This is a genomic window from Microbulbifer aggregans (assembly GCF_020524005.1).
Lineage (GTDB): Bacteria > Pseudomonadota > Gammaproteobacteria > Pseudomonadales > Cellvibrionaceae > Microbulbifer > Microbulbifer aggregans_A.
The window spans coordinates 451972-477090 of record NZ_JAIVKK010000003.1 but is presented as its reverse complement, the minus strand read 5'-3'; the positions used below and the strand labels follow the sequence as shown (position 1 = coordinate 477090).

Genomic DNA, 25119 nt, shown 5'->3' with positions numbered 1-25119 from the left:
AATTGCAGCATAGGTGGCCTTGATAGAGTTTGTGGCGGTGCCGCTGACGGGTACAGCCTTGTCAGACACGCCGTAAACCCATCCATGGGGGCTCTTCCGCGAGGTCCCTCTCGCGGAAGGTCTGGCAAGGCTGCACCCATCATCGACACCTTCGCGGAGAGTTCAACGCATGGTTAAAAATATTGTAGCGGGGTCGTTGCGAAGGTGGTGATACCGCGAATTGCTTTGTTCGACCGTCTGCGGCCTGGATGGCCGCAGCCGAGCCCCCATGGATGGGTTTACGGCGTGTCGCACAAAGCAATTCGCGGTAGCGCCACCGCAACTATAGCTAAATAGAATCCACTGAAAAATGCTCGATCGCACCGCGCTTCTGCATAGTTACATAGGCATTTCGACCATCGAGGCTAAAGGCAATATTGGTCGGATGTTGCCCTTGTAAGTTAATAGTGCGCAGAATTTTTCCATCCGCAGAAACTTTCAATACCACACCCGCGCCATAACGGGTGATATACAGATTCCCTTTCACATCTGTCTGCATACCATCTAACCCATGGTCGTCAAACTGCATAAACAACTGCTTGTTGGTGATATCGCCATCGTCCAACACATCGTATACATACACCCGCCGCTGCACGCTTTCATTCACATACAGCTTCTTGTTGTCCGGGCTCAGCTCGATGCCGTTGGTAGTGCCCATGTCTTTTTCCAGCAAGGTAAAAGTGCCATCGGTATCCAGCCGCCACAGCTGCCCGCTATTGGAAGACCAGCTCGGGTCGCTCGCATAAATGGTGCCGTTTGTAGCCAGTGCCAGATCGTTGGGCTGGTGCATATCCGGATTGTGGTAGGTATGCAGGATTTCTCCGCTCTTACTGTCGATACGGAAAATATTGTGGCCCACGTAATCCGCCACAAACATTTCGCCCTGTTGGTTAAAGCGAATACTGTTACCCACACTGTCGCCGGGCAGTTGCAACCAGAGTTCACCGCGGTTCTCGCCGGATACCTTGCCAATGGTGCCCTGTTTCTCAAAGTTAACCACATAGAGGCTGCCGTCAGGTCCGCTCGCCGGCCCTTCGATGCCCGTGGTAAAACTGCCTTGTGGCATCCAGTCCCGAGTATCTACCGAGGACTCCGCTTCACCCGGCACACAGCCCTGGATGCTGAGCGCAAGCAGGCCGGGAAGGCAGCATTGGAAACGAGACAGCTTAAACATCGGTGGATTCCTCTTTGGTTATTTTTGTCGGTGCTGTGGTGGAATACTGTAACAGGTCGCAGAGTTGTTCCAGTACAGGAACAGCAGGGAATACGATTTCATGGTGCATTCCTTTCAGACGATCGAGTTTTTCCCGGGCCGCAATTTCTTCATCGTGGCTGAAAGGACGCTGATCAGAATACCGGCTGACGATCTCGAAGCTCAGTTCCGACTGTAGTATCGCAAGCTCTGCGATTTTCTGAATATCTTCACCGCGCTGTGATTGCGGCAGTGCTGTCAGTATCTGCTCCGCCGCCTGTGCGCCGCGCCACAGATGGAGAAGACTGCGCTGGAGAATTTTCCAGTCGGTATTCTGTTTGGGATTCAGGGTTAGGGATTGTCCCAGATTGCGGAATTCGCGTAGGGCGAGACTCTCCACCGGCAGGGAATCCGCGAGCAGGTTCAGCGGGTCGCGGCGCGAATAAGTCGCGTGAGCGGATTTTTCGTGATGGCGGTGATAGTAATGTGCCGGCTCGAGAACCGCGCTCAGGTTGAGGCCGGCTTCAACCAGCTCCGATGACAGCAGCTGCGCAAGCGCCTGCTGTTGCTGCTGGCGATGCTGCAGCGGCAATGCGCTGGCAGCCCACTGTTCGGCAGCTTCCATACGCTGGTAAAGGTCGTCTTCATCACGGGCGATCTGTCCCGACCAGAGCCGCTCGGCCACCGCGAAAGTGCGCGGCCACAGGCGCAGGTCGATATTGTGCTCGTCGACCATTTCCGCCCACAGAGCAGCTTCACCGCCGAGAATATTTTCCCGTTGTGCTCTCGTCATTGCGGTTTTGGCACCGTGCACTTCCGGTGCGTTACTGATATTCGCGCTTTTCAGAAATTCGCCGCTTACCCGGTAGGGCGCGTTGCCTACCAGAAAATTGCCGGACAATTGCTGTCCATCGAGTTGCAGGCGGGCGCTTAATGGTCCCATCCAGGTATCGGAGCTAAAGCGAGTAAGCGGACCGTGCTGTGAAATATTCATCAGCGGCTGGGAACGTTTACCGGAGAAGGTAATCGAGCCCCGTGTCACTTTGCCCCCTGTGCTGAACAGGGTCAGTTGCCCGCTGATGGCACTGCCGCGTTTGCGCGGAAATTCAAAGGCCCACTGTTGTTGTATATCATCTTCGGACCTGGGGTGGGCGGGGGTGTCCGGTGGTGTTATCCGGTTGCGGTAATGGTAGGCGGTGTACTGGGGCTGGTCGAGATAGAAACCGGTGCTCAATATTGCCGGGTGGCCGGCGCGGGCGGTGTCCGCCAGCGCGTCCGGGCCGCGCCAGGATTGCACGGCCACTTCTTTATCCAGATCTGGATGCAGGACTTCATCCCAGCCGATCATACGCCGGTTCAGTCTGCGCAGGATAGCGGCCAGCTGCAGGTTAAAATGGTTGTGCAGATCCTGTGGTGTGCTGAGCTGGTACTCGGCCATATAGGTCTGGATTTGCGGATTGTTTTGCCAGTGTTCCGGATTTACCTCATCGCCACCGATATGGATATATTCGAACGGGAACAGCTCGGCGACTTCCGTAAGGATTGTCTCTGCAAATTCCAACACCTGTGGGTTCGCCGGATTCAATAGGGGCGTGTGCACGCCCCAGCGATCTTCAGGCTTGTAAGGGCCGGGGGCCGACATCAACTCCGGGTACGCCACTGCGATAGCGCTGGCGTGGCCTGGCATATCAATTTCAGGAACCACCACGATGCCGCGCGCTGCGGCATAGGCGACGATTTCCCGTACCTGATCCCGTGTGTAGTAGTCGCCACCGGAGGCAACCTGGTGCAGGCGGGGATAGCTCGGTGATTCCAGACGCCAGCCCTGATCGTCAGTCAAATGCCAGTGGAAAACATTCAGCTTGGCCGCGGCCATACCATCCAGTTGGCGCTTGATGGTATCGATAGAAAGGAAATGGCGTACGGAATCCAACATCAGGCCGCGCCAGCGATATACCGGTTGGTCTTCAATTTGCACGGCCTGTATAGGACCAGCTTCGCTACCGACAAGCTGGGAAAGGGTGTGCAGGCCGCGCAATATACCCAGAGGCTCGCCGGCGCGGAGCGTGATTTTCTGTGGGGAAATATGCAGTTGGTATTTCTCGCGCTCGCGCTGTAATTCCAGAAGTGTTTTTGGCAGGGCGCGGCTCGCCCTGAATTGCGGCAGCTCAATCAGGATTTCCGTTGCCTCAGGGCCGGGTGTTGCGGAAATAGCGTTGCCAACGGGCAACGTCAAGCTGCGTTGTCGATACAGTCGCTGCTGAAAGCGCTCAATGGCTGCGTCCAGTAATGGCGTGCTATCGCCGACAATGCGGATCTGTGTGTCCCGCGTAAGGTCGAAGTCACCGCTCTTTCTCAAGCTCTTTTGTGGGTAGGGCATCAAAGCCAGCGGTGCTTGTTGCTGTGTGTCACTCTCTAAAGCGGTGGCTTTATTGAAGGGGACCAACGCACTGCAGCTGAGTGTCAGCAGCAGTGTGGTGAGAGATGGAACTTTCATGAGCATTTTTGTTGTTATGTTGGTTATTTGAGATCTGCTTAAATCAGTACTGCGCATATCAGAAATAGGTATCCATGCTTTCCAGCACATTGTACTGGTCATCCACCAGCAATACGCTTCGCCACTTGTCGAAGGTGAGGCAGGGGTGGGAGGTTGAAAGCGCAATCATATCGCCCACCGCGAGATCACAATCCGCAGGTACCCGCAGCATGGTGTGCTGGTCCATTATCGCGGTTACTTCCCAGTTATCCGGCGCTTCGCCTGGATGTGAGTCATCACCGGGACGGAAATGCAGGGTCGGCTGTGGCAAACCGGCATCAAACGCCGCATCGCGCTTGCCGACAGTGAGAATGGCCATTTCCGGCTCCGGCCGGGACTGCACATAGGCCCACACTTCAAGGCTCGATTGCAGATCTTCGCTGGGGGTACATACCCGGGCGAGCCGCGCCATGACGGCGTTTTGTGCCTGTTGATAAATACCGCGGTCGTGAATCAGGTAACAGCCGGGGCGGATAACCGTTTGCACCCGTGCTTCATTGTGGTCGTTCAGTATCTCTGCGACCACGTCATACCAGGCGGAACCGGCACCGCTGAGCAGAACGGTTTCCGTGCTGAAACAACCGTCGTGGAGCAAATCGAGGCACAGGGCTCGCACCATCGTCAGGTGGGCGCGTACCCGAAGCTCTGCATCTTCGCCATGAATCAGCCCCTCGTAGGTTTCCACCCCTGCGAGTTCCAGGGCGGGAAACAATTCCAGCATTTCGCAAACAGTCCTTACCTGCTGGTAATTGCGGCAGCCGGTACGGCCGCCGGGCACACCTATTTCCAAAAGGAGTTTTGGTGCCCTGACAGGCTCCTCTCTATCGCAGAAAAACGAACCCAGTTGCCGCACGCCAGCTGCGGAATCCACCAGGCAATAGAGGTCGAGGGTCGGGTAGTCCGCGAGCAGGGCTTCGATCTGCGCAAGGTTCTGCCGCCCCACCAGCTGGTTCGCCATCAGGATTCGCTCTGCCCCGGCTTTGGCGGCCACGCGGGCCTGTTGCGGGTTGGCGATGGTTAATCCCCAGGCGCCGGCTGCCAGTTGTCGCTGGAACAGCGCCGGAGTCATGGTGGTTTTGCCATGGGGCGCTAGCAGGACGTTGCGCTCATTGGCGAACTGCTGCATCCAGTGCAGGTTGTGGGTGACACGGGACTGGTAAATGACCGCTGCCGGCAGCGCGATATCTTCATTCAGCAAATTGGGCTTGTGGGCGGGGGTGTTTGCGTCCATGGCGTTCCTTGCTCGCGGGTTATATACGGTATGAGTTGGTACGTTTGGTAGAAAATATCACAAAAATAAATACAGTGTTGAAAATAACAAACACGATACCTATACTGGCCCGGCTTGCGTAGTATCAATATCCGGTCGACCCACCCGGGTCATGTCATTGAAAAGTCTAAAAAAACTGGGAAGCGCTGTGAGTCACGAACCGGATATTGTCTCCAAAATTCATGCCCACTATGGCCAGCTGCGCGATGCCGAGCAGAAGATCGCCCGGCTGGTACTGGACGATATCAGCTTTGCCGCCCACGCCAGTATCAGCGAGCTGGCAGACAAGGCAGGTGTCAGTGAGGCCACCATAACCCGCTTCGCGAAAGCGGTGGATTGCAAAAATGTGCGCGATCTCAAGCTCCGACTCGCGCAGGCACTGGCGGTAGGGCAGCGTTTTTACACCGAAGTAAAAACCGAGCCGGGCGCCAATTATGGTGTTTATGACGAAATTAAAGCGGCGCTGGATCACAACGCACGGCTGATTACCGAGGCGGTGATCGAGCCGGCAGTAGCCGAGCTGGTGAACGCTCGGCAAATTTTGATATTCGGTGTTGGCGGTGGCTCGACGGTAATGGCCCAGGAGTGCCAGCACCGCTTCTTCCGTCTCGGCTTTCCGGCTACCGCCTATAGCGATCCGATGTTGATGCGCATGGCGGCATCCACGATCGATAGCGGTGATGTGGTTTTATGCCTATCTCTCGGGGGGTACAGCCCGGATGTTCAGGAGGCTGCGGAGATCGCCCGTGAATATGGTGCGACGACAGTGGCGATTACGGTGGCGGAGTCCCCGTTGGCGAAGGTCATGCACCATGTGATTCCCATCGAGCCCCTGGAAACCGATTACATTTTCCGGCCGAGCGCCGCGCGCTACGTGATGCTGGCGGCGATCGATGTACTGGCTACAGAACTGGCAGTGAAGCAAAAACGCAAAAGCCGCGAGGCCCTGCGCCGGCTCAAACATACCCTGGACAGTCACAAGCACGGTGAGGATCGCCTGCCGCTGGGAGACTGACCCGCATACTCACAGGACAGTGGATGACTTTCAAAACGGTAATTCGCAACGGGCAGGTATTCGATGGCAGTGGTGCGGCACCGTTCTGCGCCGACGTCGCCATCAGCGATGGCGTCATTGAGCGAATAGTTACTACTGAGAAGGGCGGAATTGTCGAGCGGGGTGAAATTGAAATTGATGCTGAAGGGCGGTGCCTGGCCCCGGGGTTCATCGATGTTCACACCCACGACGACCTGGAAGTTATCCACAATCCACAGGTGCCAGCAAAGATAAGCCAGGGGGTGACCTCGGTCATTGTGGGTAACTGTGGGATCAGTGCCAGCCCGGTGACCCTGAAGGCAGAGCCGCCGGACCCGCTTAACCTGTTGGGCCGGCGCGAACAGTTTTCGTTTCCGCAGTTTTCCGATTACGCACGCGCGGTGCAGAAAGCGCGTCCGAATGTGAACGTGGCGGCGCTGGTGGGACACACTTCCCTGCGCAATAACCAAATGCCGGACCTGAAACGCAGCGCCACCGCGGAAGAGCTGCAAGTGATGCGCGCGCAGTTGCGCCAGGCCCTGGAGCAGGGGGCTCTCGGCCTGAGTTCCGGCCTCGCCTACGGCAGTGCGAATGCCGCCGATACCGCCGAGGTACTGGCGATGGTGGCGGTGTTGGCAGAGCAGGGGGGGGTGTACACCACGCACCTGCGCACTGAGTTTGATCGCATTATGGAGGCGATCGACGAAGCGCTGATGACCGCCGGTGAGCACCGGGTGCCCCTGGTTGTTTCCCACCTGAAATGCGCCGGGCGGGGCAACTGGGGCCGCAGCGGCGAAGTGCTGGCAGCCCTGGAGCAGGCAGCACAGCATCAGCAAGTGGCTTGCGACTGTTATCCCTATACCGCCAGTTCCAGCACGCTCGACCTCGCACAGGTAACCGACGACACCGAGATCTTTATTACCTGGTCCGAATCCTGCCCCGAGCAGGGCGGCAGACCGCTGGCGGCCATTGCGCAGGTCTGGGGAATGTCCAACCTGGAAGCAGCAGAAAAACTGCAGCCGGCTGGTGCGGTGTACCACTGCATGAGCGACAGCGATGTGCGCAATATTCTTAGCCACCCCCTGACCATGGTGGGGTCTGACGGGTTGCCTAATGATCCGCATCCGCACCCGCGCCTGTGGGGCGCTTTTCCGCGGGTACTGGCCCATTACAGCCGCGATCTCGGTTTGTTTGACCTGGCCACAGCGGTCCACAAAATGACCGGACTTTCCGCGCAGAACTTCGGCCTGAAGCAGCGCGGCTTTATTCGCGAGGGGTATTGTGCAGACCTGGTCCTGTTTGATATTGGCACACTGGAATCCGCAGCGAGTTATGCGGAACCCCTGGCGCCGGCGCGGGGTATTTCCCGGGTTTGGGTGAACGGCATATGCGCGTATCGCGACGGCGATGTACTCGACAGTCGCAGCGGCGCATTTTTGTTCAGGCACTGAATTGTAAGCGGGCTTTGGAAAGGTAATCCTGAGCCTGATGATTTGTTGACGGATTATTCGCAGGGTGAAGTTATGATTCAAAGGTTTGGTGCAGAGGGTGGAACCGGTACTGGCGGGCAGCATTTGCCGTTTTCCAGTGCCGTTGAGGCCGGTGGTTTTTTGTATGTGTCCGGGCAGACGCCCATGCGTGACGGCGAAGTGGTCGAAGGTGGTATCGTGGAGCAGTCCCAGCTGGCCATCGACAACTGTTTCGCCATCATGGACAGAGCCGGTTATAGCGCGGCGGATGTGGTGCATGTGACGGTGATCCTGACCGACGCCCGTTATTTCCAGTCGTTTAACAAAGTGTTCAAGGAGAACTTCGGGGCAAATCCGCCAGCCCGCATCTGTTCTGTGAACGATCTGGTGGTGGACTGTAAAGTGGAGGTGGGCCTGGTCTGCTACAAGGCGCCCTCCGTCTAGAAAAGTTCAGAAGGTCATCCCGGTTACTCGCGTTCAATAACAATAAATCTCGACAATGAATGCCACATTTTTTCTCAGTATTTTCGCGCTCTATATCGTTTTCCTGATCGCGGTGGGCTGGTTTGTCAGCCGCCGCCAGAAAAGCGGTGACGACTTTTTACTGGCGGGGCGCAGCCTGCCGTTATTGCTGACAGTGGGCACTACCGTGGCCACCATGGTGGGCACTGGCTCCTCCATGGGCGCGGTGGGTTTCGGTTATGAAAATGGCTGGGCGGGCGCACTCTACGGTATTGGTGGGGCTGTGGGCATTTTATTGCTGGGGTTGTTGTTTGCTCCCGCCCGCGCACAGCGCTTTTCCACCATGAGCGAAGAGTTGGCCCACTACGTGGGGGACCACCCGCTGGTCAAAAAAGTGGTGGCACTGTTGATCTTTGTCGCCTGCCTGGGTTGGTTGGGTGCGCATATTCTCGGCGGCAGTCTGTATCTTTCCTGGGTTGCAGGGATCGACCTGCAGTTTGCAAAATTGATTGTGGCCGCCGGTTTTGCCGTGTTTGTGATTATTGGCGGCTACCATGCGGTGGTGTGGACCGATACTTTGCAGGCACTGGTACTGTTCGTCGGTTTTTTGCTGATGGCGTTTTTTGCGCTGGATCAGGTAGGCGGCTGGCAGGGTATGTTGGCGGCGCAACCGCAGGCGAATACCTCAGTGCCGCTGATGGTCGGCATCCTGCCTGGAATTTCTCTCGCGCTGGTGATTGCCGTGGGGGTACTGGCAACACCGTCGTTTCGCCAGCGTATCTACTCTGCGCGCAGCGTAAGTTCGGTACGCCGTTCGTTTTATCTCTCCGGCATTTTGTACCTTGGGTTTTCTCTGGTGCCCGCGGTCATCGGCATGTGCGCTTTTGCCTTGAACGGAGAGCTTGAAAACCGCAACCATGCGTTTCCATTTCTGGCCCTGCAAGTATTGCCGGTTGGTATCGGTGTGTTGGTGCTACTGGCGGGGCTGTCAGCCACCATGTCCAGTGCCAGCTCAGATGCGATCGCCGGGGTGAGTGTGTTGGTGCGGGATTTCTCCAAGCGGGAATCACAGGCTGTGCCGGGTGACGGTATTCGCCGTTCCCGGTGGGGGCTGGTTGTGGTCATTGGTGCGGCCCTTGGCCTGGCACTATTGTCGGATGACCTGATCGGTTATATCGGCAAAATGATCTCCACCATTATGTCCGGGCTGTTTGTATGTGGCCTGCTTGGACGCTTCTGGCCCGGTTTTTCCTGGCAGGGCGCTTTGGCTTCGCTGGTAGCGGGGTCGCTGACATCTGTCCTGATCATGGCGACCGCCAATGCTTACTGGGGCAACCCGATCATTCCCGCGGTAGTGGCCGCGCTGTTGGCTGGCGTTGTCGTGAGCTGGGCAACGGGCGCCACACCTGTGGATAAATCCGGCAGAGAACTTGTTGACCAGAGCGCGGCCTAGTGCCGCTGGTGGGACGAAATGGCCGCAGGCTGCGGGGAGCCGAGGGCCTGCATACCGCACCGGATAAGGGTTTCGCGTTAGAATGACGGAAATGACGCCGCAACGATGTGCGGTTTTATCTCCAAACTACGTGTAACCGATTCCAAAAACTATGAAGCGTCTTGTTCTCCCCCTGATCCTTGCCGGGATTTCCGGATATTCGTCTGCTGAAGAGTTGACGATCGATAGAATATTCTCCGATCCAGCCCTGAGCGGTGCCAGCCCCCGCGCATTGCAATATTCCCCCGACGGTAGCCGGGTAACCTTCCTGCAGGGCCGCAAAGAAGATTACAACCGCTACGACCTGTGGGAATACAGTCTCAAGGACGGTGAAACCCGGATGCTGGTCAACTCCGACAAGCTGCACAAAGGCGAGGAGAACCTTTCCGACGAGGAAAAAGCCCGTCGTGAGCGCCAGCGAATTTTTGGCAGTGGCATCATGGAGTACAGCTGGTCGAAAGACGGCAAGTCCCTGCTGTTCCCGCTGGCCGGCGATGTTTTCTATTACGACGTAGCCAACGCCAAGCCGAAACGCCTGACCGAAACCGAAGCCTTCGAAACCGATGTGCGCGTATCGCCCAAAGGGCAGTTCGTATCTTTTATCCGCGACCAGAATATTTTCGTGGTGGACCTGAAGACCGGTAAGGAGCGCCAGCTCACCAGCGACGGCGGCTCAAAAAACGGCGCGATCAAAAATGGTATGGCGGAGTTTGTCGCCCAGGAAGAAATGGGCCGTATGACCGGCTACTGGTGGTCGCCGGATGAACAGCAGATTGCCTATCTGCAAGTGGATGAGTCCCCGGTGGACGAAGTGACCCGCAGCGAAATTTATGCGGATCGCATCGACATGATCCAGCAGCGCTACCCGGCTGCGGGACGCCCCAACGTTAAGATCAAGCTGGGAGTTCTGGATCTCGCCAGCGGTAAAACCCGCTGGTTGGATCTCGGCAAAAACGAAGATATTTATATTCCCCGGGTCAAGTGGGCGCGCAACGACCTGCTGTCCTATCAATGGCAGGATCGCAGCCAGCAAAAACTGGAACTGCGGTTTGTAAATACTGTAAACGGCAAGACCCGCACCGCGCTGACCGAGCGCAGTGATACCTGGGTGAACCTGCATAAAGACCTGCGTTTCCTGAAAGACAGCGACCGCTTTATCTGGGCATCAGAAAAGGACGGCTTCAAGCACCTGTACCTGTACGATCTCAGCGGCAAGCAGCTTGCACAGCTCACCGACGGTGATTGGGCGATCGACAAGCTGGAAGCAGTAGACGAGAAAGCCGGCAAGGTCTATTTCAGCGGCCGTAAAGATACGCCCCTGGAGCGACATCTGTATGTGACCGGACTCGACGGCAAATCAGGCATCGACAAGATTTCCTCCCGCGCCGGCATGCACTCCATTGCCTTTGCCGGTGATGCATCCGGTTATATCGACACCTATTCCAACCCGACGACACCGGCACAGGTGAGCCTGCACGGCATTGATGGCAAGCGCGTCACCTGGCTGGAAGAAAACAAGGTCGAAAAAGGTCACCCGCTGTACCCGTACATGAGTGACTGGATCGCGCCTGAATTCGGCACCATCAAGGCTCCGGAAGGGCATACGCTGTACTACCGCATGTACAAGCCGGCGGACTTTGACCCGAAAAAAACCTACCCGGTCATGGTGTTCCTGTACGGTGGCCCGCATGCGCAACTGGTTACCAACGGTTGGGATCGCCCGTTTAACCAGTACATGGCACAGCAGGGCTATGTGGTCTTTACCGTAGACAATCGTGGCTCCGCCAACCGCGGCAAGAAATTTGAAGATCCGATCTTCAAGAAAATGGGTTCCGTCGAGGTGGACGATCAGGTAACCGGGGTTAAATTCCTGCGCACCCTGCCATTTGTCGATCCGGAGCGTATCGGCGTTTACGGTCACAGCTATGGTGGCTATATGGCGTTGATGACCATGTTCAAGGCCGGAGACTATTTCAAGGCGGGGATTTCCGGTGCGCCGGTGACTGCCTGGGGGCTCTATGACACGCACTACACCGAGCGTTATATGGGCAACCCGAACCAGGTGCCGGAAGCCTACGAGGCATCATCGGTATTCCCGTATGCGAAAGACCTCAAAGGCTCACTGCTGATTTACCACGGGATGGCGGATGACAATGTGCTGTTTACCAACACCACCCGCCTGATCAAGCAGTTGCAGGACGATGGCCAGCAGTTTGAATTGATGACCTACCCGGGCAAGAAACACAGCCTGCGTGGTAAAGAGACCCGCAAGCACTGGCACCAGATGATGAAAAACTTCTTTGACCGCAACCTGTAAGTTAATACTGGGTTTCGTGATATCGAACAAAAAGGGCTTCGCATAGCGAAGCCCTTTTTTATTGCCGGCTTGTCCCGGTGTCGGGGAGGGTTATCCGTGCCCATTCCTGAGCCGTCGGTACAGTTGGTCTTTCATGTGCGCGCGCCGAATCTTCAGCTCGTTGAAATGGTTGTCGTCGGTGGTGATGCCGCGCTCTTCCAGCCCACGTATTTCCTTGTCCAGTTTGTTGTAGTCGTCGCTCTCTATCTTGAAATCCAGATCTTCCTGGCGCAGCTGGCGGATGGTTGCGGAATATTCGGGGAAGTCGGCTTCCAGGGTGTGAGCGCGAATGGGCATGGGCGTGATCTCCAGGTAGTTGATTGGTACAACGATGTTGAGGGTACTCCCTGATTTAAGTTTAGCGGTTTGTTTGTACGCCAGAAGTCCCACAGTTTGTCGCATTGCGTGAGATTGCATGACAGATGGCGTGCAAGATAACGTTTATGCAAATGATAACGAGTTGCATTTATATTTTTCGTGACCTAGACTTGCGTCCCAGTTTTGGGGTCAATCTGGGGAAACATCCATGCAAATCAATTCGCGAATCTTCTCTCGTGCACTGCTGGCTTCTGCGCTGTGCCTGGCCAATGGCGCCATTGCCGCAGAATCGAAGGTTAAATCGGAACAGCTTGAAAATGTGGAGGTCACGGGCGAGCAGGTAGATTCTTATCTGGTTGAGGACATGGATACCGCTACCGGTCTCGGTCTGTCGATTCTGGACACCCCGCAATCCGTATCCGCCATCGGCAGCACCCAGCTGAACGATTTCAACATGTACAACCTGAACGACGCGCTGCTTGCGGTGCCGGGTATTCAGGTTGAGAGCGTTGAAACCGACCGAACGTATTACTCCTCACGCGGTTTTGATGTGACCAATTTCCAGGTTGACGGCGTAGGGTTGCCGGCAACCTATGGCCTCCGTATGGGGCAGACCGACACCTCCATCTACGAACGTATCGAAGTGGTACGCGGTGCCAATGGCCTGATGAGCGGCGCCGGCAATCCCTCCGCCACCATCAACATGGTCCGCAAGCGTCCTACTGACGATTTGCAAATGTCTTTCAGTGCCATTGCCGGTTCCTGGAACAGCCTGCGCCTGGAAAGCGATGTCGCTGGTACCCTGAGCGATGGCCTGCGGGGCCGGGTGGTGATGACCAAGGACGACAGTGAGTCCTACCTGGACTTCTACGCGATGGACAAATCCGTGGTGTATGGCGCCCTGGAAAAAGACCTGGGTGAATCTACCCAACTGACGTTGGGCGCGAGCTACCAGAGCAGCCTGGCCGACAGCCCGATGTGGGGTGCGCTGCCACTGGTGTACGCCGATGGCTCCGCGACCAACTACGACGTGTCCGCCTCCACTGCCGCCGAGTGGGCTTACTGGGACAATATCGAAAAAGAAGTCTTTGCCGAGTTGAAGCACGAGCTTGCCAATGGCTGGAAAATCAAGGGCTACTACAGCTCTTCTGATCTCGAGGGCGATAGCGAGCTGTTGTACATGTACAGCCTGCCTGACCGTGAAACCGAAGAAGGTCTGATCGGTTACGCCAGCGGTTATACCCAGGATGGCAGTCAGGATGTGTTTGACCTGCGTGTTTCCGGTACCTACAGCCTGCTGGGCCGGGAACACGAACTGCTGTTCGGCTACAACTGGTCTGAAGGTTCTACGGAAGAAGTTTCCCTGTACGACTACACCAATGGTTTCCCCTGGATCGGCGATTTTACTCAGTGGATTGGTCAGACCCCAGTCAAGCCGGTGTATACCGATGGCCTGACTGGCAGTGATTTCAATGAAACGCAGAACGCTGTGTTTGCTGCCACCCGTTTCAGGCTGACCGACAGTTTGAGCCTGGTGGGCGGCGCCCGCGTGGTGAACTGGGAGGCTGATGGCGAAGGTTACGGTACCAGCAAAGTCACTGAGGTGGACGGCAAGGTGCTGCCCTACGCCGGCTTGGTGTATCGGGTAACCGATAACTATTCCCTGTACGCCAGCCACACTGAAACCTTCGCCGCGCAGGACGATGTCGCACAAGACCTGACTTTTATTGATCCCACCGAAGGGGTGAACGATGAAGTCGGTGTGAAGGGGCAGTTCCTGGGGGGCAAGCTGATCGCATCCCTGGCCTACTACCAGACCCAGCAGAATAATGTGGCGGAATTTGCAGGGCAGGTGGAAGATCCGAACAACGACCAGATCCTGATTGATTATTACGAAGGCCGCGACTATGACAGCAACGGCTTTGATCTGACCGTAAGTGGCGAATTCACCGACGGCCTGAATATGGAATTCAGCTACGCCAAGGTCAATATCGACAACAAGGCGGGCAATGGTCTGAACCGCGACTTTATCCCGGCACAGACGGTACGCCTGTATGCCAGCTATCGCCCACCCATGCTGGATGCCCTGAAAGTCGGTGGCGGCCTGAACTGGCAGGATGATATTTCTCGCACTCACGCCACAGGCTTCACGATCGAGCAGGAAGCCTATGCCACCCTGCAACTGTTCGCCAACTACAAAGTGACCGAGCAGCTGAGTGTTTCCCTCAATGGTGAAAACCTCACCGACGAAAAATACATCAGCAGCCTGTACTGGGACCAGGGCTTCTATGCCGCACCGCGCAACTTCAGCGCATCGGTGAACTGGCGCTACTGATTCTGTAAGGCATTCAGAAAAGCTGTTGGGGCGACGGGCCTGAATACCGTCGCCCCGTTTGTGTTTTTAAAACCGTCAAGAAACCATGAATAAAATCCTGTTCAAACTGCATAGCTGGATGGCATTGGTCGCGTTTGTGCCGCTGCTGGTTATTTGCGTAACCGGCAGCATCCTGGTGTTCAAGCACGAGATTGATTCCATGCTGCTCGCCGACAAGGTACGGGTGGAATCCGCTGGCCGTGAGCGCCTGAGCCTGGACGCGCTGGAATTGTCCATGCACAGTAACTTTCCCCAGTACGAAGTGGTGGGCTGGGCACTGTTTCAGGACAAAGACCGCGCAGATCTCGTCTATACCATGCAGCATGGCACCGACGAGTGGACCTATGCGTTGCTGGACCAGTACACCGGTGAACCACTGCGCCCCCCCATGGGCCTGACCCACCATCTCACCGACTGGCTGCTCAATTTGCACTACACCCTGTTGCTGGATGACTGGGGCATGTTGATTACCAGTATTTTCTCGATTCTGCTGTGTCTGCTGGGCATCAGCGGTTTTATCCTGTATCGGAAATTCTGGAAGAGCTTTTTCACCCTGCGCTGGAACGCGCGGATGATCGTCTACTTCTCCGACCTGCATAAAATGACGGGCATTATTGGTACGCCGGTTTTACTGATCCTGGGGTTTACCGGGGCCTGGTGGAACATTGTGCACTTTGCCCACGAGCTGGAGGAGCACGCGGACGGACATGCGCATCACAAAATGGAGGCGCGCCTGTACAACGACGACCTCTCGCTGCAAGGGTTTATGGAGGATGCCGGCAATCGCATCCAGAATTTCGAGACCACCTATATCTCCTTTCCCTGGGAGCCGGGTACCAATTTCACCTTCTGGGGCGATGTGCACACCGGCAATCCGCTGATCAGCGAATATGCGAGCAATGTCACCTACGACGCACAGAGCGGCGAGCACATGCTCAGCTACGACATCCGCGACGCCTCCCTGGGCGCGAAGATTGTGGACAGCTACCGCCGCCTGCACTTTGGAAATTTTGCCGGTCTCGTGAGCAAGGTCATCTGGTGTGTGATCGGCCTTTCCCCTCTGCTGTTATCCATCACCGGTATCTATATCTGGTACCAGCGCCGCGAAAAACGCCGCACAGCACGTGAAAAACGCCGGACCAAGGCTGCACAACTGGCGGCGACAGCAGGCTGACGGAAGCGCGTGCTTCCCGCGAAAATTGTTTTGTTGAATAGCCGGGGCCTCCCGGCTTTTTTATTTGAGTCTCATCAAGCTGTTCGCGTCGAAGTAGCTTGGCGGAAATTTCTTTATTTTCCGGTTGGCCCTCCCTGGAATGCTGCTGCCATTTCAAATTCCCCGTGTTTAAAAACTGTGACGCCAATCGCGGGCTTTGTACTGCCGTACTACATAGAATAAAGGCTGGCCTGTACCGCCTGTGTGCGGAGGCACTGTCTGTCGTCAGCGGATAACAACAACCAAGGGGACGGCCGATGTACTGGAAAAGCCTGGCTTTTCTGCTGCTTATATTGCCTTTTCCACTCAAAGCCCAGCCCCTGGATTTTTATCCTTTAGGAGCAGGGCAGGGGCTGGATATCAAGGTGGCCACCTCGTTACTGGTGGATCGCCACGGGTTCCTTTGGGTTGCCTCCCGTGAAGGTCTCTTCCGTTACGATGGTTACCAGGCTGTACCTCTTCCCACTGGCGGTAGCGGCTTGCCCGACAACGATATCCGCTGGCTATTTGAAGACCGCGACGGTTTTATTTGGATTGCCACCAATACCAGCGGTCTCAGCCGTTACGACCCCCGCACAGATTCTTTTACCCATCTACGCCACGCATCGGCAAACCTACATACCTTAAGCCATGACAGTGTGTATGGCATGGCCCAGGACTCGGAGGGGCAAATCTGGGCCGGCAGCCAGATCGGCCTGAACCGGATTGATCCGGTTTCCGGCCGCGTTACCCGCTTTGTTCACGACCCGGCGCAGCCCCGCTCCATTTCCCACGATTACATTTACGACGTTCTGGGTGAGCCGGACGGCGGAGCGGTGTGGGTGGCCACAGTGGGTGGTGGCGTCAATCGCTGGCAGCAGGGAGCATTGGGTTTCGATCATTTTGATCTGACCGGGATGACTGCGGGCGCCGAGGATCTCAACAGTGTTTTTGCCCTCGCTCGCCAGGGAGCGTCAACGTTGTATGCGGGAACCCGCGGTGGTTTGGTACAGCTGGACTTTGCTCAGGGGAAGGGCGAGCTCGTTGATTTGGGCGGGGAGGTGCATCCGACCGTGCTGGCGCTGGAGTGGGGGCCGCAAGGTCGGCTCTGGATTGCGACGATGGCGCGGGGCGTCCTGATATATGACCCCGCGACTGGCGCGGTGGAGGTTGCCAACCCAAAGCCTCTCGGGGAAGACGGACAGTTGCCGGCACTTCCCCAGTTGGTTTTGCACTTTAGTGGCGACAAGCTGCTGATCGCCACCTGGGGCAATGGCGTGTATATGGCCCGCCTGAACCGCAATACTTACGGCTGGCTGCACGCAGGAAATGAGGCGGGGCAGTTGCGTCACCGCAATGTGACGGCGGTAATGGCAACCAGCGCGGGACAATCCTGGGTCGGCACTTTTGGTGGCGGGCTGCAACGTCTCAGTGATGACGGATTGGCTGTGGAAGAGGCGACCACTCACACAACTGCATTGAGTTCAGACGGTATTCTTTCCGTATTACAGCGCCGCAATGGACAGACCCTGGCGGGCAGTAATCACGGGCTGTGGGAGTTGGATTCCAATGGCAGCCACCGCCTGATCAATGCGGATTCCGGAAAGGGACTAGGCGCAGGTTATGTGACGAGCTTGCTGGAAAGTCAATCGGGTGATTTATGGGTAGGCGTTGGCGGTAGCGGCCTTTTCGTGTTGCCGGCCGGTCATTCGACATTCGAAAGGCGGACACATATTCCCGAGCAGTCCGACTCGCTGAGCGGTAATTACATCACCGCATTACTGGATCTCGGAGAAAACCTGTTGCTCGTCGGGACGCGATCCAATGGGCTCAATCTCTGCAATACCAAGCCCTGGGGGTGCCTGCGTTTTGGTGAGGAGCAAGGGCTGGGACATCACAATGTCACGGCACTTTACCGGGATAGGGCCGATGATATCTGGGTTGGTACCGATGGTGGAGGTGTGCACCGCTTGCAGCTGGGGGCTGACCGGAAATTGCATTTGCTACGGCGTTGGGGACAGGGCGATGGGCTGCTGGCACCGGGGGTGATGGGGATAGTCGAAGACGATGACGGTTCCATCTGGTTGAGTTCACGGCGGGGGTTATCGCGATTGCAACCGGCAACCGGGTTGCTGGTACACCACGTGGCAGAATCGGGGCTACCGGTTACCCACTTCAATGCACGTGCCGCAGCCCGGGATGAAAAACGCCTGTATTTCGGCGGTATCAACGGGCTGGTGACGATTCCTGCTGGCACTGAGTGGATTCAGCGTGAGCCGAGCCCGGTTCGGCTGGTCGAACTTTCCCGCGCGACGGAAAACAGCGGTATCCAAACACGGCCGGCGATGGCAGTGGAGTCGGTGGAGCTCGACTGGGGAAAAATGCTCTCGGTCTCCTTTGCCTCTCTTGATTTTGCACAAGGCACCCATCAATACGAGTACCGCCTGCGCTCCTCTGAACCCTGGTTGCCCCTGGGGGCGCGCAGGGAACTGACTCTACTGGAGCTTTCACCTGGAGCGCACCAGCTGAGCGTACGCGGGCGCGATGTCTTCGGTAGCTGGAATGAGTCTCCGGCGTTACAGCTTAACGTTGTGCCCCCTTACTGGATGACGACCTGGTTTCGGGGCGGGGCTGTAGCGCTGTTGATCATGCTGGCGCTTGCTTTACATAACCTTCGCATGCGTGAACTTCGCCGGCGCAATCAGGTTCTGGAGCAGTTACGTAAACAGCGTGAAGGGGCGCTGCAAAAGGCCGAAATCAGCGGCCGCCAGTTGGCCGAGGCCCACGCAGGGCTGCGCAACCTCACCGGCAGGCTGCAATCGGCCAAAGAGGAGCAGCGGGAGCATATTGCGCGGGAGCTGCACGATGAGCTTGGACAAACCCTGACGGCGACAAAAATATCGCTACAGCGAGTGGGGAGGGCAACGGATAGCCGAGAACAGCAACAGCGTTTAAATGAGTCTGTCTCCATGCTTGACCGTATGATCGGGCAGGTGCGAAATATTTCATTAACGCTGCGTCCGCCGCTTCTGGATGAAATTGGGTTGGCGGAAGCGCTGAAAGTTCATCTGGACTCGGTCACCGATCGCACGGGAATCGATATTGGGCTGAATGCTGTCGGCAAGGTAACAGAAGTGCGCAGATCGATTCGCACGGTAGTTTTCCGTCTGGTTCAGGAAGCGGTGAGCAACGCGCTGCGCCATGCCGATTGCCGGCGAATCGAAGTGTTTCTTGAGGGCAGCGATGGGCAGGTCACCTTGGTGGTAAGTGACAATGGACGCGGCTTTGACCCGGTACAAGCCTGGGATCGTGTGCAGCGGGGCGAGCACCTGGGGCTATTGGGGATGCTGGAAAGGGCTCGCAGTGTAGGGGGAGAAATGCATTTTGATTCCGGGCCTGGCAGGGGCTGTCGGGTCAGCGCCGTGCTGCCCATGTGAGAGAACGTATGTGAGGGAGCGTATGTCGGGGAAGAGCATGCAAGGGATTAAAAACAAACGGATTCTGCTGGTAGATGATCATGCACTAATGCGTGCGGGCATTCGGGCATTACTGGATGACCTGAATGATTTCGAAATCGTCGGTGAGTGTGGCGACGGACTGGAAGCGCTGGAGCTGGTACACACGACACTGCCCGATGTACTGCTGCTGGATATCTCTCTGCCGGGCATCAACGGGCTGGAAGTGGTACAGCAGGTCAGCCAGGCTTATCCGGACATACGGCTGTTGATTCTCTCCATGCATTCGGGGCCGGAGTATGTCGCCCGCGCATTGGGGAGCGGTGCCTCCGGGTACCTGCTCAAGGATTCTGCATTCGATGAGTTGGCCGCGGCATTGCAGGCCGTGTGCTGCGGCAGGGACTATCTATGCTCGGCAATCAATGCGGAAAAAATACAGTACTTTATTCAACATGCACAGGATGGGGTTTCGGTTCAGGAAATCCTAACCCCGCGGCAGCGCCAGATATTGCAGCAAATAGCCGAAGGGTTAGGCCCGCGGGATATCGCTTCCAATCTCAACGTCAGTGTGAAAACTGTGGAGGCCCATCGGGCGCAGCTGATGGATCGCCTGGGGATTTACCATGTTCCGGGATTGGTCCGATTTGCAATGCGTGTTGGGATTATTTCTGCCGAAATGTGATTTCAATTCGAAATCCAATTTCCTGCTGAACCAAATTGGTGCCGGGAAAATTTTTGCGCCATTTTTTTCACCATTATTTTTCACAGTTGATTTTCTTCAGGCCAAAAAAAGAAAACTGTTTCACACATGATGAAATATCGGGGTTTCCCCTATATCTCTGTCCGGGAACCTCTCTTTACTGTATCCGTGTCCAGATATCGAAATGACCGCAAGAGTAACGCCGTCTTGCCGTCGATTTTTTCTGCGGGCTCACTATTGATAATAAAGAGAGGAACGCAAAGTGTTGAAATATCTCCTGCTGTGCCGCAAGCCTGTGGCCGCGCTGGCCGCCGCGCTTCTGGTTTTACTGTCTGTGCCTATGGCACATGCCACCAAGCTCAAATCTCAGAACCTGACGCAATTGATTCAAAGTGCTGATTCCATTATTTCCGGAACGGTAACTGCGGTGAGTGACGGGATTGATGCTTCCGGAGTCCCCTATACCGAAGTGACTATTGCCGTAGGGTCTGTAGCCAAGGGCAAAGTCAAGGACGGACAAAGCTATACCTTCCGACAGTTTGGGCTGTTAAAGCCAAAAGTCGCTGCCAATGGCCATCAACTGCTGGCGATATCACCTGAGGGATTCCCGCGTTGGAAGGAAGACGAATATGTGGTGGCGTTTATGTTCAAAAAGGCCAGCCGTACCGGGTTGCAGACTACCGCTGGCATGGCCCAGGGAAAACTGAGACTGGAAAACGGAAAGCTGGTGAACCAGTTCAATAATATCGGACTTTTTGATGGCGTTGATATCAATCAAAAACTGTTGAATGCAGAACAGATCAATATGCTGACCTCACCGGGGGCCGTTGATGCGACTGCCTTTATGGATCTGGTCGGCCGCGCTGTCGCGGAAGACTGGATTGGCAAAGGGGAGATGAAATAATGAAAACGACCAAGTTGATGACGGCCATTGGCTTCGCCGTTGCCGCGAATGCCGTTTATGCCGCAGGCCCCCTGTACACCACCGATGACTCTACGCCGCAACCGTACACCTGGGACACCAGTAGAGGGCCGATTCCTGTTTATACCGATGGCGGTGATGCCTTTACCATGGACTACGATGGGGAGACCCCGTTTATCACCATCGAGCGTGCCGATGAAATTACCGCGCATGCGTTTAAAAACTGGAGCGATGTACCCACCTCCACTTTTTCTGCAGAGATCGTTGGCAGTGTTGAGACTATCACCGGTATTGCCGATGTAACCGGCGAAAATGCCACGTCACTGTATGGTGTTGAGAATGGCTATGGTTTCTTCGTGCTTTACGATGGCGACGGCTCGATTCTGGAAGACTATTTCGGGGTGCCGAAAGAGTCCGTACTGGGGATTGCGTTCCCGGAGTGGGCCGATGAAAACAACCACATCATCGAGGCCACTGCAGTAATGAATGGCTGGAATGTGTGGGACGACGATATCGATGGCAACCGGGTTGCGGGGGTTTTCACCCACGAATTCGGCCATGCGATCAACCTGTCCCACAGCCAGGTGAATGGTTCCATGGCCTATATGAGCTATACCTACGCACCTAACTACCCGGGGGTAGAAGGCTGCGGAGTGGAGCCGGTTCACCGCTACGATTACCCCGCCGCCTACGGTGCCAATAATGCGGACCCTGCCATTATTGAAACCATGTTCCCGTTTATCGATCACAGCGGCCAGGCGGGAGCAGAGCAAAGCACGGTCGATCATCCGGACGATATCGCAGCCATTTCCAATCTTTACCCGACTGCGGACTATGCGTCGACCACCGGCACAATTTCCGGGGTGCTGCGTCTGAAAGACGGCTCTACGGAATACAGTGGTATCAATGTGATTGCGCGCAACGTGGATAACCCCATGTTCGATGCGATATCGGATATGACCGGTTCTGCAACCCAGGGGAAAATCGGGCCCGACGGTCGTTTCACGATTCGCAACCTGACACCGGGCGAGTCCTATGTGCTTTACCTGGAAGAAATCGTTGCCGGCGGTTATCCGACCACACCACAGGCTCTGGCATCGGTTGGTGAATACTGGAATGTTGCCGAAAGCAGTGACCCGTTGAGCGATGATGCCTGTGATGCGACGCCGATTCTTGCGGAAGCGGGCGTAACCAAGGAAGCGGATTTTTACTTCAATGGTTTCACCAAAGGCGTACAGGTTACGCCGGTAGTGGCCGCATTTATCCGCGACATGTCCAAGAACGGCAAATTTGCCGCTGGTCATGTGGGTACCACGGCGTTCACCTGGGATATCAACAAAGGCTTCAATATCCTGCCGCCGGAGTATGTACCGGGCAATGGCGCCATGAGTCGCAATGGCCAGAAAATGCTGGTCGAAAAAGACACGAATGGCAACGGTATTCTGGAGCCCGTCATCTGGTCGGAAAAAGGTGATATCGCCCTGGGTGACCTGAACGGGAATACCTGTGGTGGCAGCGGCGATACCGGAAAAACGGCGGCCAGTTCCTGGGCGCTGGATGATGATGGCAAGACGGCGGTTGGCCTTGCCTACAAGGATGTTGATGGCGACGGCAGCTGCCAGCGCTCCTTCATGGGCGAGATTGTTCCCTGGATCTGGGATACCAAAGGCGGCATGCGCGAATTGAGCACCGAGGGCCTGGATATTTCCCGCACCCAGTTTGTACGCGCTCACGCCATTTCCGGTAACGGTGATGTGGTGGTGGGGATCGCCGGCTTCGGCAACCCGGTGGCCTGGGTCAAGGAAGGTCCGTTACTCCATGCGGGTGACGCGTTCGGTGCGACCGATGCCAACACGGCCAACTACGATGGCAGCAAGGTGGCCCTGACCAGCCCGGATGGCATTCTGCTTTGGAACCCTTACAAGGGGCTCGGTGATGACGCGGTCATCAATACCGGCTCCCTGCGCTGGTGTCACGACCTGCCGTACAAGTTCCTCGGGCGCGACTTCTGTACCCTCCTGGGTGAGGAAGCAATTACCGACGCGGTGGGCGCTGTGCCGGTCAGCGTATTCGACATGAGCGATGACGGCAGTGTGATGGTCGGTCGTGCCGGTAACTTCTTCCTGGGCCTGGCCGGCGCTCTGTGGGTCGAAGGTGTTGGTTGGATGCACTTTGCCGACTTCCTGAAAAAGCAGGGTGTGGTGGAAATGGACAACCTGCCCCTGGATAACCCGATTTCCATCAGTGCCTCCGGCAAGGAAATCGCTGGCGGTCTGGCGGGCTATTCCTTCTCCTGGTATATCGACCTCAGTCAGGTGTATGTCTGCAATGGCGGTGTATCGCAACAGGTCGGTTTCCCCGGCGGGTTGCGCGACGCGGTCACGGCAGGGGCTGAAGTCGGTCGCTGTGAGTTCCTCGACTGAGACTAGTGCTGAAGTAAATCCTTTCATTGTTGTTGATTCCCCGGCCTTGCGCCGGGGTTTTTTGTTTCTGGCGACTGCTGCTGAACACTGCGCGTGCCCCGGCGCGCGGGTTTCACACGGGAATTGAGTCTGATAGCATCGCATTTGGTAAGACCAAATAATAAATTCTGCCTGACAGGGTGCCCGTGTGAATATTCGCCAACCGCTGACCGCCGTCTTTGCTTCCCTCGCGCTTCTTGCGGGGTGCTCCGGTGACATCAATGCCGTGGAATCCGTCAAAGTTGCCGGGAATATGAAGGAGTATCGGGCCCTGTCCGAGCACTTCTACCAGCTGGATCAAAAGGCACTGCAGGCGGAAGTACAGCAGGCCGGGCTGAAGAAGCCCCTGGACGCGCCCGCGACCAAGCGCTTTGGCTTCGATGCCCAACGGGCAACCAGTAATGCCGAATTTATTGCCAGTGTAGAGGGGCGGCATATTGCCGATGTGGTGTTGTCGTTCCAGACCCCTTCCGGCGGCTGGTCCAAACGAACGGACATGGGAAGTGCGCCGCGCAAGCCCGGGCAGAAGTTCGGCAAAGAAAAGGACTATGTGCCCACTTTCGACAACTATGCCACCAGTGTGCAGTTCTGGGTGATGGTGAACGCGTGCAATGCCACCGGTGAGCAGCGTTATTGCGACTCCGCCCTGCGCGCACTGCAACTGGTGATTACCGCCCAGTATCCGAATGGCGGCTGGCCGCAGACCTTCCCCCTGCGCGGAAAATATCACGATGACATCACGTTCAATGACGATGCCATTGCCAACCTGCTGAATCTGGTGGGGGCTGTAGCGCGGGGTGATGCGCGTCTCGCATTTGTTCCTGAGCCTTTGCAAAAACAGGCGCGGGCGAGCCTGGCGCGCGGGTTACAGATGCTGGTGGATACCCAGGTAGCCATCGATGGCGAGCCAACGATCTGGGGCGCACAACACGATGCCGAGACCCTGCTGCCGACATCCGCAAGAGCTTTCGAGCCGGTCGCGCTGGCCACCAGCGAAAGTGCCGACCTGGTGCTGTTCATGATGAGCCTGGATAACCCGCCGCCGGCGGTGGCACGCGCGATTGAAAGCGCCGTCGCATGGTTTGAGGCGCGCAAGATCAACGGTTTCCGCTATGAGCGTGCCGGGCACAGCTACAAGGAACTGATCACTGATGAAGAAGCGAGCCCGCTGTGGGCGCGCTTTTACGATATCGACAGCGACCGCCCGGTATTCGGTGATCGCAATGGGGAAGTGTATTTCGACCTGAACCAGGTTTCCGAAGAGCGCCGTGCAGGGTATGGCTGGTATACCGAGCGGCCCTACAAAGTGCTCAAGGAGTTCAGGAAGTGGAAAAAGAAACCCCAGCCATAAGTTCACCGCGACTTTATAGATCGCGGCGTAGTTGCGGAGTACCTGTTAGCGGGCCTGGGTAATGTCCTCACTGTTGACCAGCAATACCTCGTTACCCCAGCTCTTCGATATAAAGGCAATAAGTGCGGTGATTTCGCGGTTGGTCAGGTAGTCCAGGGACGGCATCCGGGGCTCCTCTGTACCGTCGGCCTGTTGTGCGGTCCGTCCGTGCAATATGGTTTTGATCAACAGCGGTTTATTCGCCAGTAACTGGGGATCGCGCAGTGAAGGGTAAAGCGCTTCCTCTCCGTAGCCGTCTATCTGGTGACACTTTTGGCAATTATCGGCAAACGTATGCGCGCCCAGTTCGACCAGATTCTGGGTATCCTGCGCTGAAGCAACTGCACTGAATGAGATTGCGGCGCACAGTACGCCGGCGGAAATTCGAAAGTCCATGTAACAGATCCTGTTGCCAAAAATGCCTGTCCCCGCATCCTAACTCGATATCAGCCAGACT

At 56.4% G+C, this 25119-nt stretch carries 17 protein-coding genes; 12 read left to right on the top strand and 5 right to left on the bottom strand.

The genetic code is table 11. The features are described from left to right. Nucleotides 1–328 precede the first annotated feature (328 nt). Genes LC093_RS06910 through LC093_RS06900 form a run of 3 tightly spaced genes read right to left on the bottom strand, consistent with a single transcriptional unit; the run spans nucleotide 329 to nucleotide 4998 of the window. Nucleotides 329–1213: an SMP-30/gluconolactonase/LRE family protein gene (locus LC093_RS06910; RefSeq protein WP_226663547.1), complete on the bottom strand. Its 885-nt coding sequence runs from the start codon at nucleotides 1211–1213 to the stop codon at nucleotides 329–331. Beyond that, on the bottom strand, nucleotides 1206–3728 hold the full coding sequence (locus LC093_RS06905; protein ID WP_226663546.1) for a beta-N-acetylhexosaminidase: 2523 nt from the start codon (nucleotides 3726–3728) through the stop codon (nucleotides 1206–1208). Before LC093_RS06905 ends, LC093_RS06910 begins: the two co-directional genes overlap by 8 nt. A 58-nt stretch (nucleotides 3729–3786) precedes the next feature. Then, nucleotides 3787–4998 carry an amino acid deaminase gene (locus LC093_RS06900; protein WP_226663545.1) on the bottom strand — a complete coding sequence of 404 codons (1212 nt, stop codon included), beginning with the start codon at nucleotides 4996–4998 and terminating at the stop codon, nucleotides 3787–3789. Between the two features lie 187 nt (nucleotides 4999–5185). On the opposite strand from LC093_RS06900, the gene LC093_RS06895 reads away from it, so the two are divergent. The 5 genes from LC093_RS06895 (at nucleotide 5186) to LC093_RS06875 (ending at nucleotide 11810) form a co-directional block, all read left to right on the top strand. Then, a complete protein-coding gene (locus tag LC093_RS06895; protein WP_226663544.1) occupies nucleotides 5186–6052 on the top strand; it encodes a MurR/RpiR family transcriptional regulator in 867 nt (288 codons plus the stop codon). Between the two features lie 23 nt (nucleotides 6053–6075). Next, on the top strand, nucleotides 6076–7521 hold the full coding sequence (locus tag LC093_RS06890; protein ID WP_226663543.1) for an N-acyl-D-amino-acid deacylase family protein: 1446 nt from the start codon (nucleotides 6076–6078) through the stop codon (nucleotides 7519–7521). A 72-nt stretch (nucleotides 7522–7593) separates the two neighbouring features. After that, nucleotides 7594–7983, top strand: coding sequence for a RidA family protein (locus LC093_RS06885; RefSeq protein ID WP_226663541.1), 390 nt, complete (start codon nucleotides 7594–7596; stop codon nucleotides 7981–7983). A 55-nt stretch (nucleotides 7984–8038) separates the two neighbouring features. After that, nucleotides 8039–9454: a sodium:solute symporter family protein gene (locus LC093_RS06880; protein ID WP_226663539.1), complete on the top strand. Its 1416-nt coding sequence runs from the start codon at nucleotides 8039–8041 to the stop codon at nucleotides 9452–9454. Nucleotides 9455–9605: 151 nt separating this feature from the next. After that, nucleotides 9606–11810: a S9 family peptidase gene (locus LC093_RS06875; protein ID WP_226663537.1), complete on the top strand. Its 2205-nt coding sequence runs from the start codon at nucleotides 9606–9608 to the stop codon at nucleotides 11808–11810. A 90-nt stretch (nucleotides 11811–11900) separates the two neighbouring features. On the opposite strand, the gene LC093_RS06870 is transcribed toward LC093_RS06875, so the two are convergent. Further along, entirely contained in the window at nucleotides 11901–12146 is a 246-nt protein-coding gene (locus tag LC093_RS06870; protein ID WP_226663535.1) for a YdcH family protein, read from the bottom strand. 229 nt (nucleotides 12147–12375) lie between these two features. On the opposite strand from LC093_RS06870, the gene LC093_RS06865 reads away from it, so the two are divergent. From LC093_RS06865 to pelA, 7 genes are all read left to right on the top strand, one after another. After that, nucleotides 12376–14502, top strand: a complete 2127-nt coding sequence (locus LC093_RS06865; RefSeq protein ID WP_226663533.1) for a TonB-dependent siderophore receptor — start codon at nucleotides 12376–12378, stop codon at nucleotides 14500–14502. An 85-nt stretch (nucleotides 14503–14587) separates the two neighbouring features. Continuing rightward, nucleotides 14588–15715 (top strand): PepSY-associated TM helix domain-containing protein, encoded by a 1128-nt coding sequence (locus LC093_RS06860; RefSeq protein ID WP_226663531.1) that lies wholly within the window; start codon nucleotides 14588–14590, stop codon nucleotides 15713–15715. Nucleotides 15716–16011: 296 nt separating this feature from the next. Further along, complete coding sequence (locus LC093_RS06855; RefSeq protein ID WP_226663529.1) at nucleotides 16012–19170, top strand: two-component regulator propeller domain-containing protein; 3159 nt, start codon at nucleotides 16012–16014, stop codon at nucleotides 19168–19170. Nucleotides 19171–19207: 37 nt separating this feature from the next. Beyond that, complete coding sequence (locus LC093_RS06850) at nucleotides 19208–19870, top strand: response regulator (RefSeq protein ID WP_226663528.1); 663 nt, start codon at nucleotides 19208–19210, stop codon at nucleotides 19868–19870. Between the two features lie 280 nt (nucleotides 19871–20150). Beyond that, nucleotides 20151–20792 carry a hypothetical protein gene (locus tag LC093_RS06845; protein WP_226663526.1) on the top strand — a complete coding sequence of 214 codons (642 nt, stop codon included), beginning with the start codon at nucleotides 20151–20153 and terminating at the stop codon, nucleotides 20790–20792. Then, nucleotides 20792–23233, top strand: coding sequence for a hypothetical protein (locus tag LC093_RS06840; protein ID WP_226663525.1), 2442 nt, complete (start codon nucleotides 20792–20794; stop codon nucleotides 23231–23233). The genes LC093_RS06845 and LC093_RS06840 overlap by 1 nt, the downstream gene beginning before the upstream one ends. 187 nt (nucleotides 23234–23420) lie before the next feature. Next, a complete protein-coding gene (gene pelA, locus LC093_RS06835; protein ID WP_226663523.1) occupies nucleotides 23421–24623 on the top strand; it encodes a pectate lyase in 1203 nt (400 codons plus the stop codon). A 45-nt stretch (nucleotides 24624–24668) separates the two neighbouring features. On the opposite strand, the gene LC093_RS06830 is transcribed toward pelA, so the two are convergent. Beyond that, nucleotides 24669–25058 carry a c-type cytochrome gene (locus LC093_RS06830; protein WP_226663521.1) on the bottom strand — a complete coding sequence of 130 codons (390 nt, stop codon included), beginning with the start codon at nucleotides 25056–25058 and terminating at the stop codon, nucleotides 24669–24671. Nucleotides 25059–25119 lie beyond the last annotated feature (61 nt).

Bases quoted from the DNA above. Each gene is read 5' to 3' on its own strand.
- LC093_RS06885 (WP_226663541.1), top strand. From the start codon at position 7,594: ATGATTCAAAGGTTTGGTGCAGAGGGTGGAACCGGTACTGGCGGGCAG.
- LC093_RS06860 (WP_226663531.1), top strand. From the start codon at position 14,588: ATGAATAAAATCCTGTTCAAACTGCATAGCTGGATGGCATTGGTCGCG.
- LC093_RS06890 (WP_226663543.1), top strand. From the start codon at position 6,076: ATGACTTTCAAAACGGTAATTCGCAACGGGCAGGTATTCGATGGCAGT.
- LC093_RS06870 (WP_226663535.1), bottom strand. From the start codon at position 12,146: ATGCCCATTCGCGCTCACACCCTGGAAGCCGACTTCCCCGAATATTCC.
- LC093_RS06830 (WP_226663521.1), bottom strand. From the start codon at position 25,058: ATGGACTTTCGAATTTCCGCCGGCGTACTGTGCGCCGCAATCTCATTC.
- LC093_RS06865 (WP_226663533.1), top strand. From the start codon at position 12,376: ATGCAAATCAATTCGCGAATCTTCTCTCGTGCACTGCTGGCTTCTGCG.
- LC093_RS06855 (WP_226663529.1), top strand. From the start codon at position 16,012: ATGTACTGGAAAAGCCTGGCTTTTCTGCTGCTTATATTGCCTTTTCCA.
- LC093_RS06910 (WP_226663547.1), bottom strand. From the start codon at position 1,213: ATGTTTAAGCTGTCTCGTTTCCAATGCTGCCTTCCCGGCCTGCTTGCG.
- LC093_RS06875 (WP_226663537.1), top strand. From the start codon at position 9,606: ATGAAGCGTCTTGTTCTCCCCCTGATCCTTGCCGGGATTTCCGGATAT.
- LC093_RS06905 (WP_226663546.1), bottom strand. From the start codon at position 3,728: ATGAAAGTTCCATCTCTCACCACACTGCTGCTGACACTCAGCTGCAGT.
- LC093_RS06840 (WP_226663525.1), top strand. From the start codon at position 20,792: ATGAAAACGACCAAGTTGATGACGGCCATTGGCTTCGCCGTTGCCGCG.
- LC093_RS06880 (WP_226663539.1), top strand. From the start codon at position 8,039: ATGAATGCCACATTTTTTCTCAGTATTTTCGCGCTCTATATCGTTTTC.
- LC093_RS06900 (WP_226663545.1), bottom strand. From the start codon at position 4,998: ATGGACGCAAACACCCCCGCCCACAAGCCCAATTTGCTGAATGAAGAT.
- LC093_RS06850 (WP_226663528.1), top strand. From the start codon at position 19,208: ATGCAAGGGATTAAAAACAAACGGATTCTGCTGGTAGATGATCATGCA.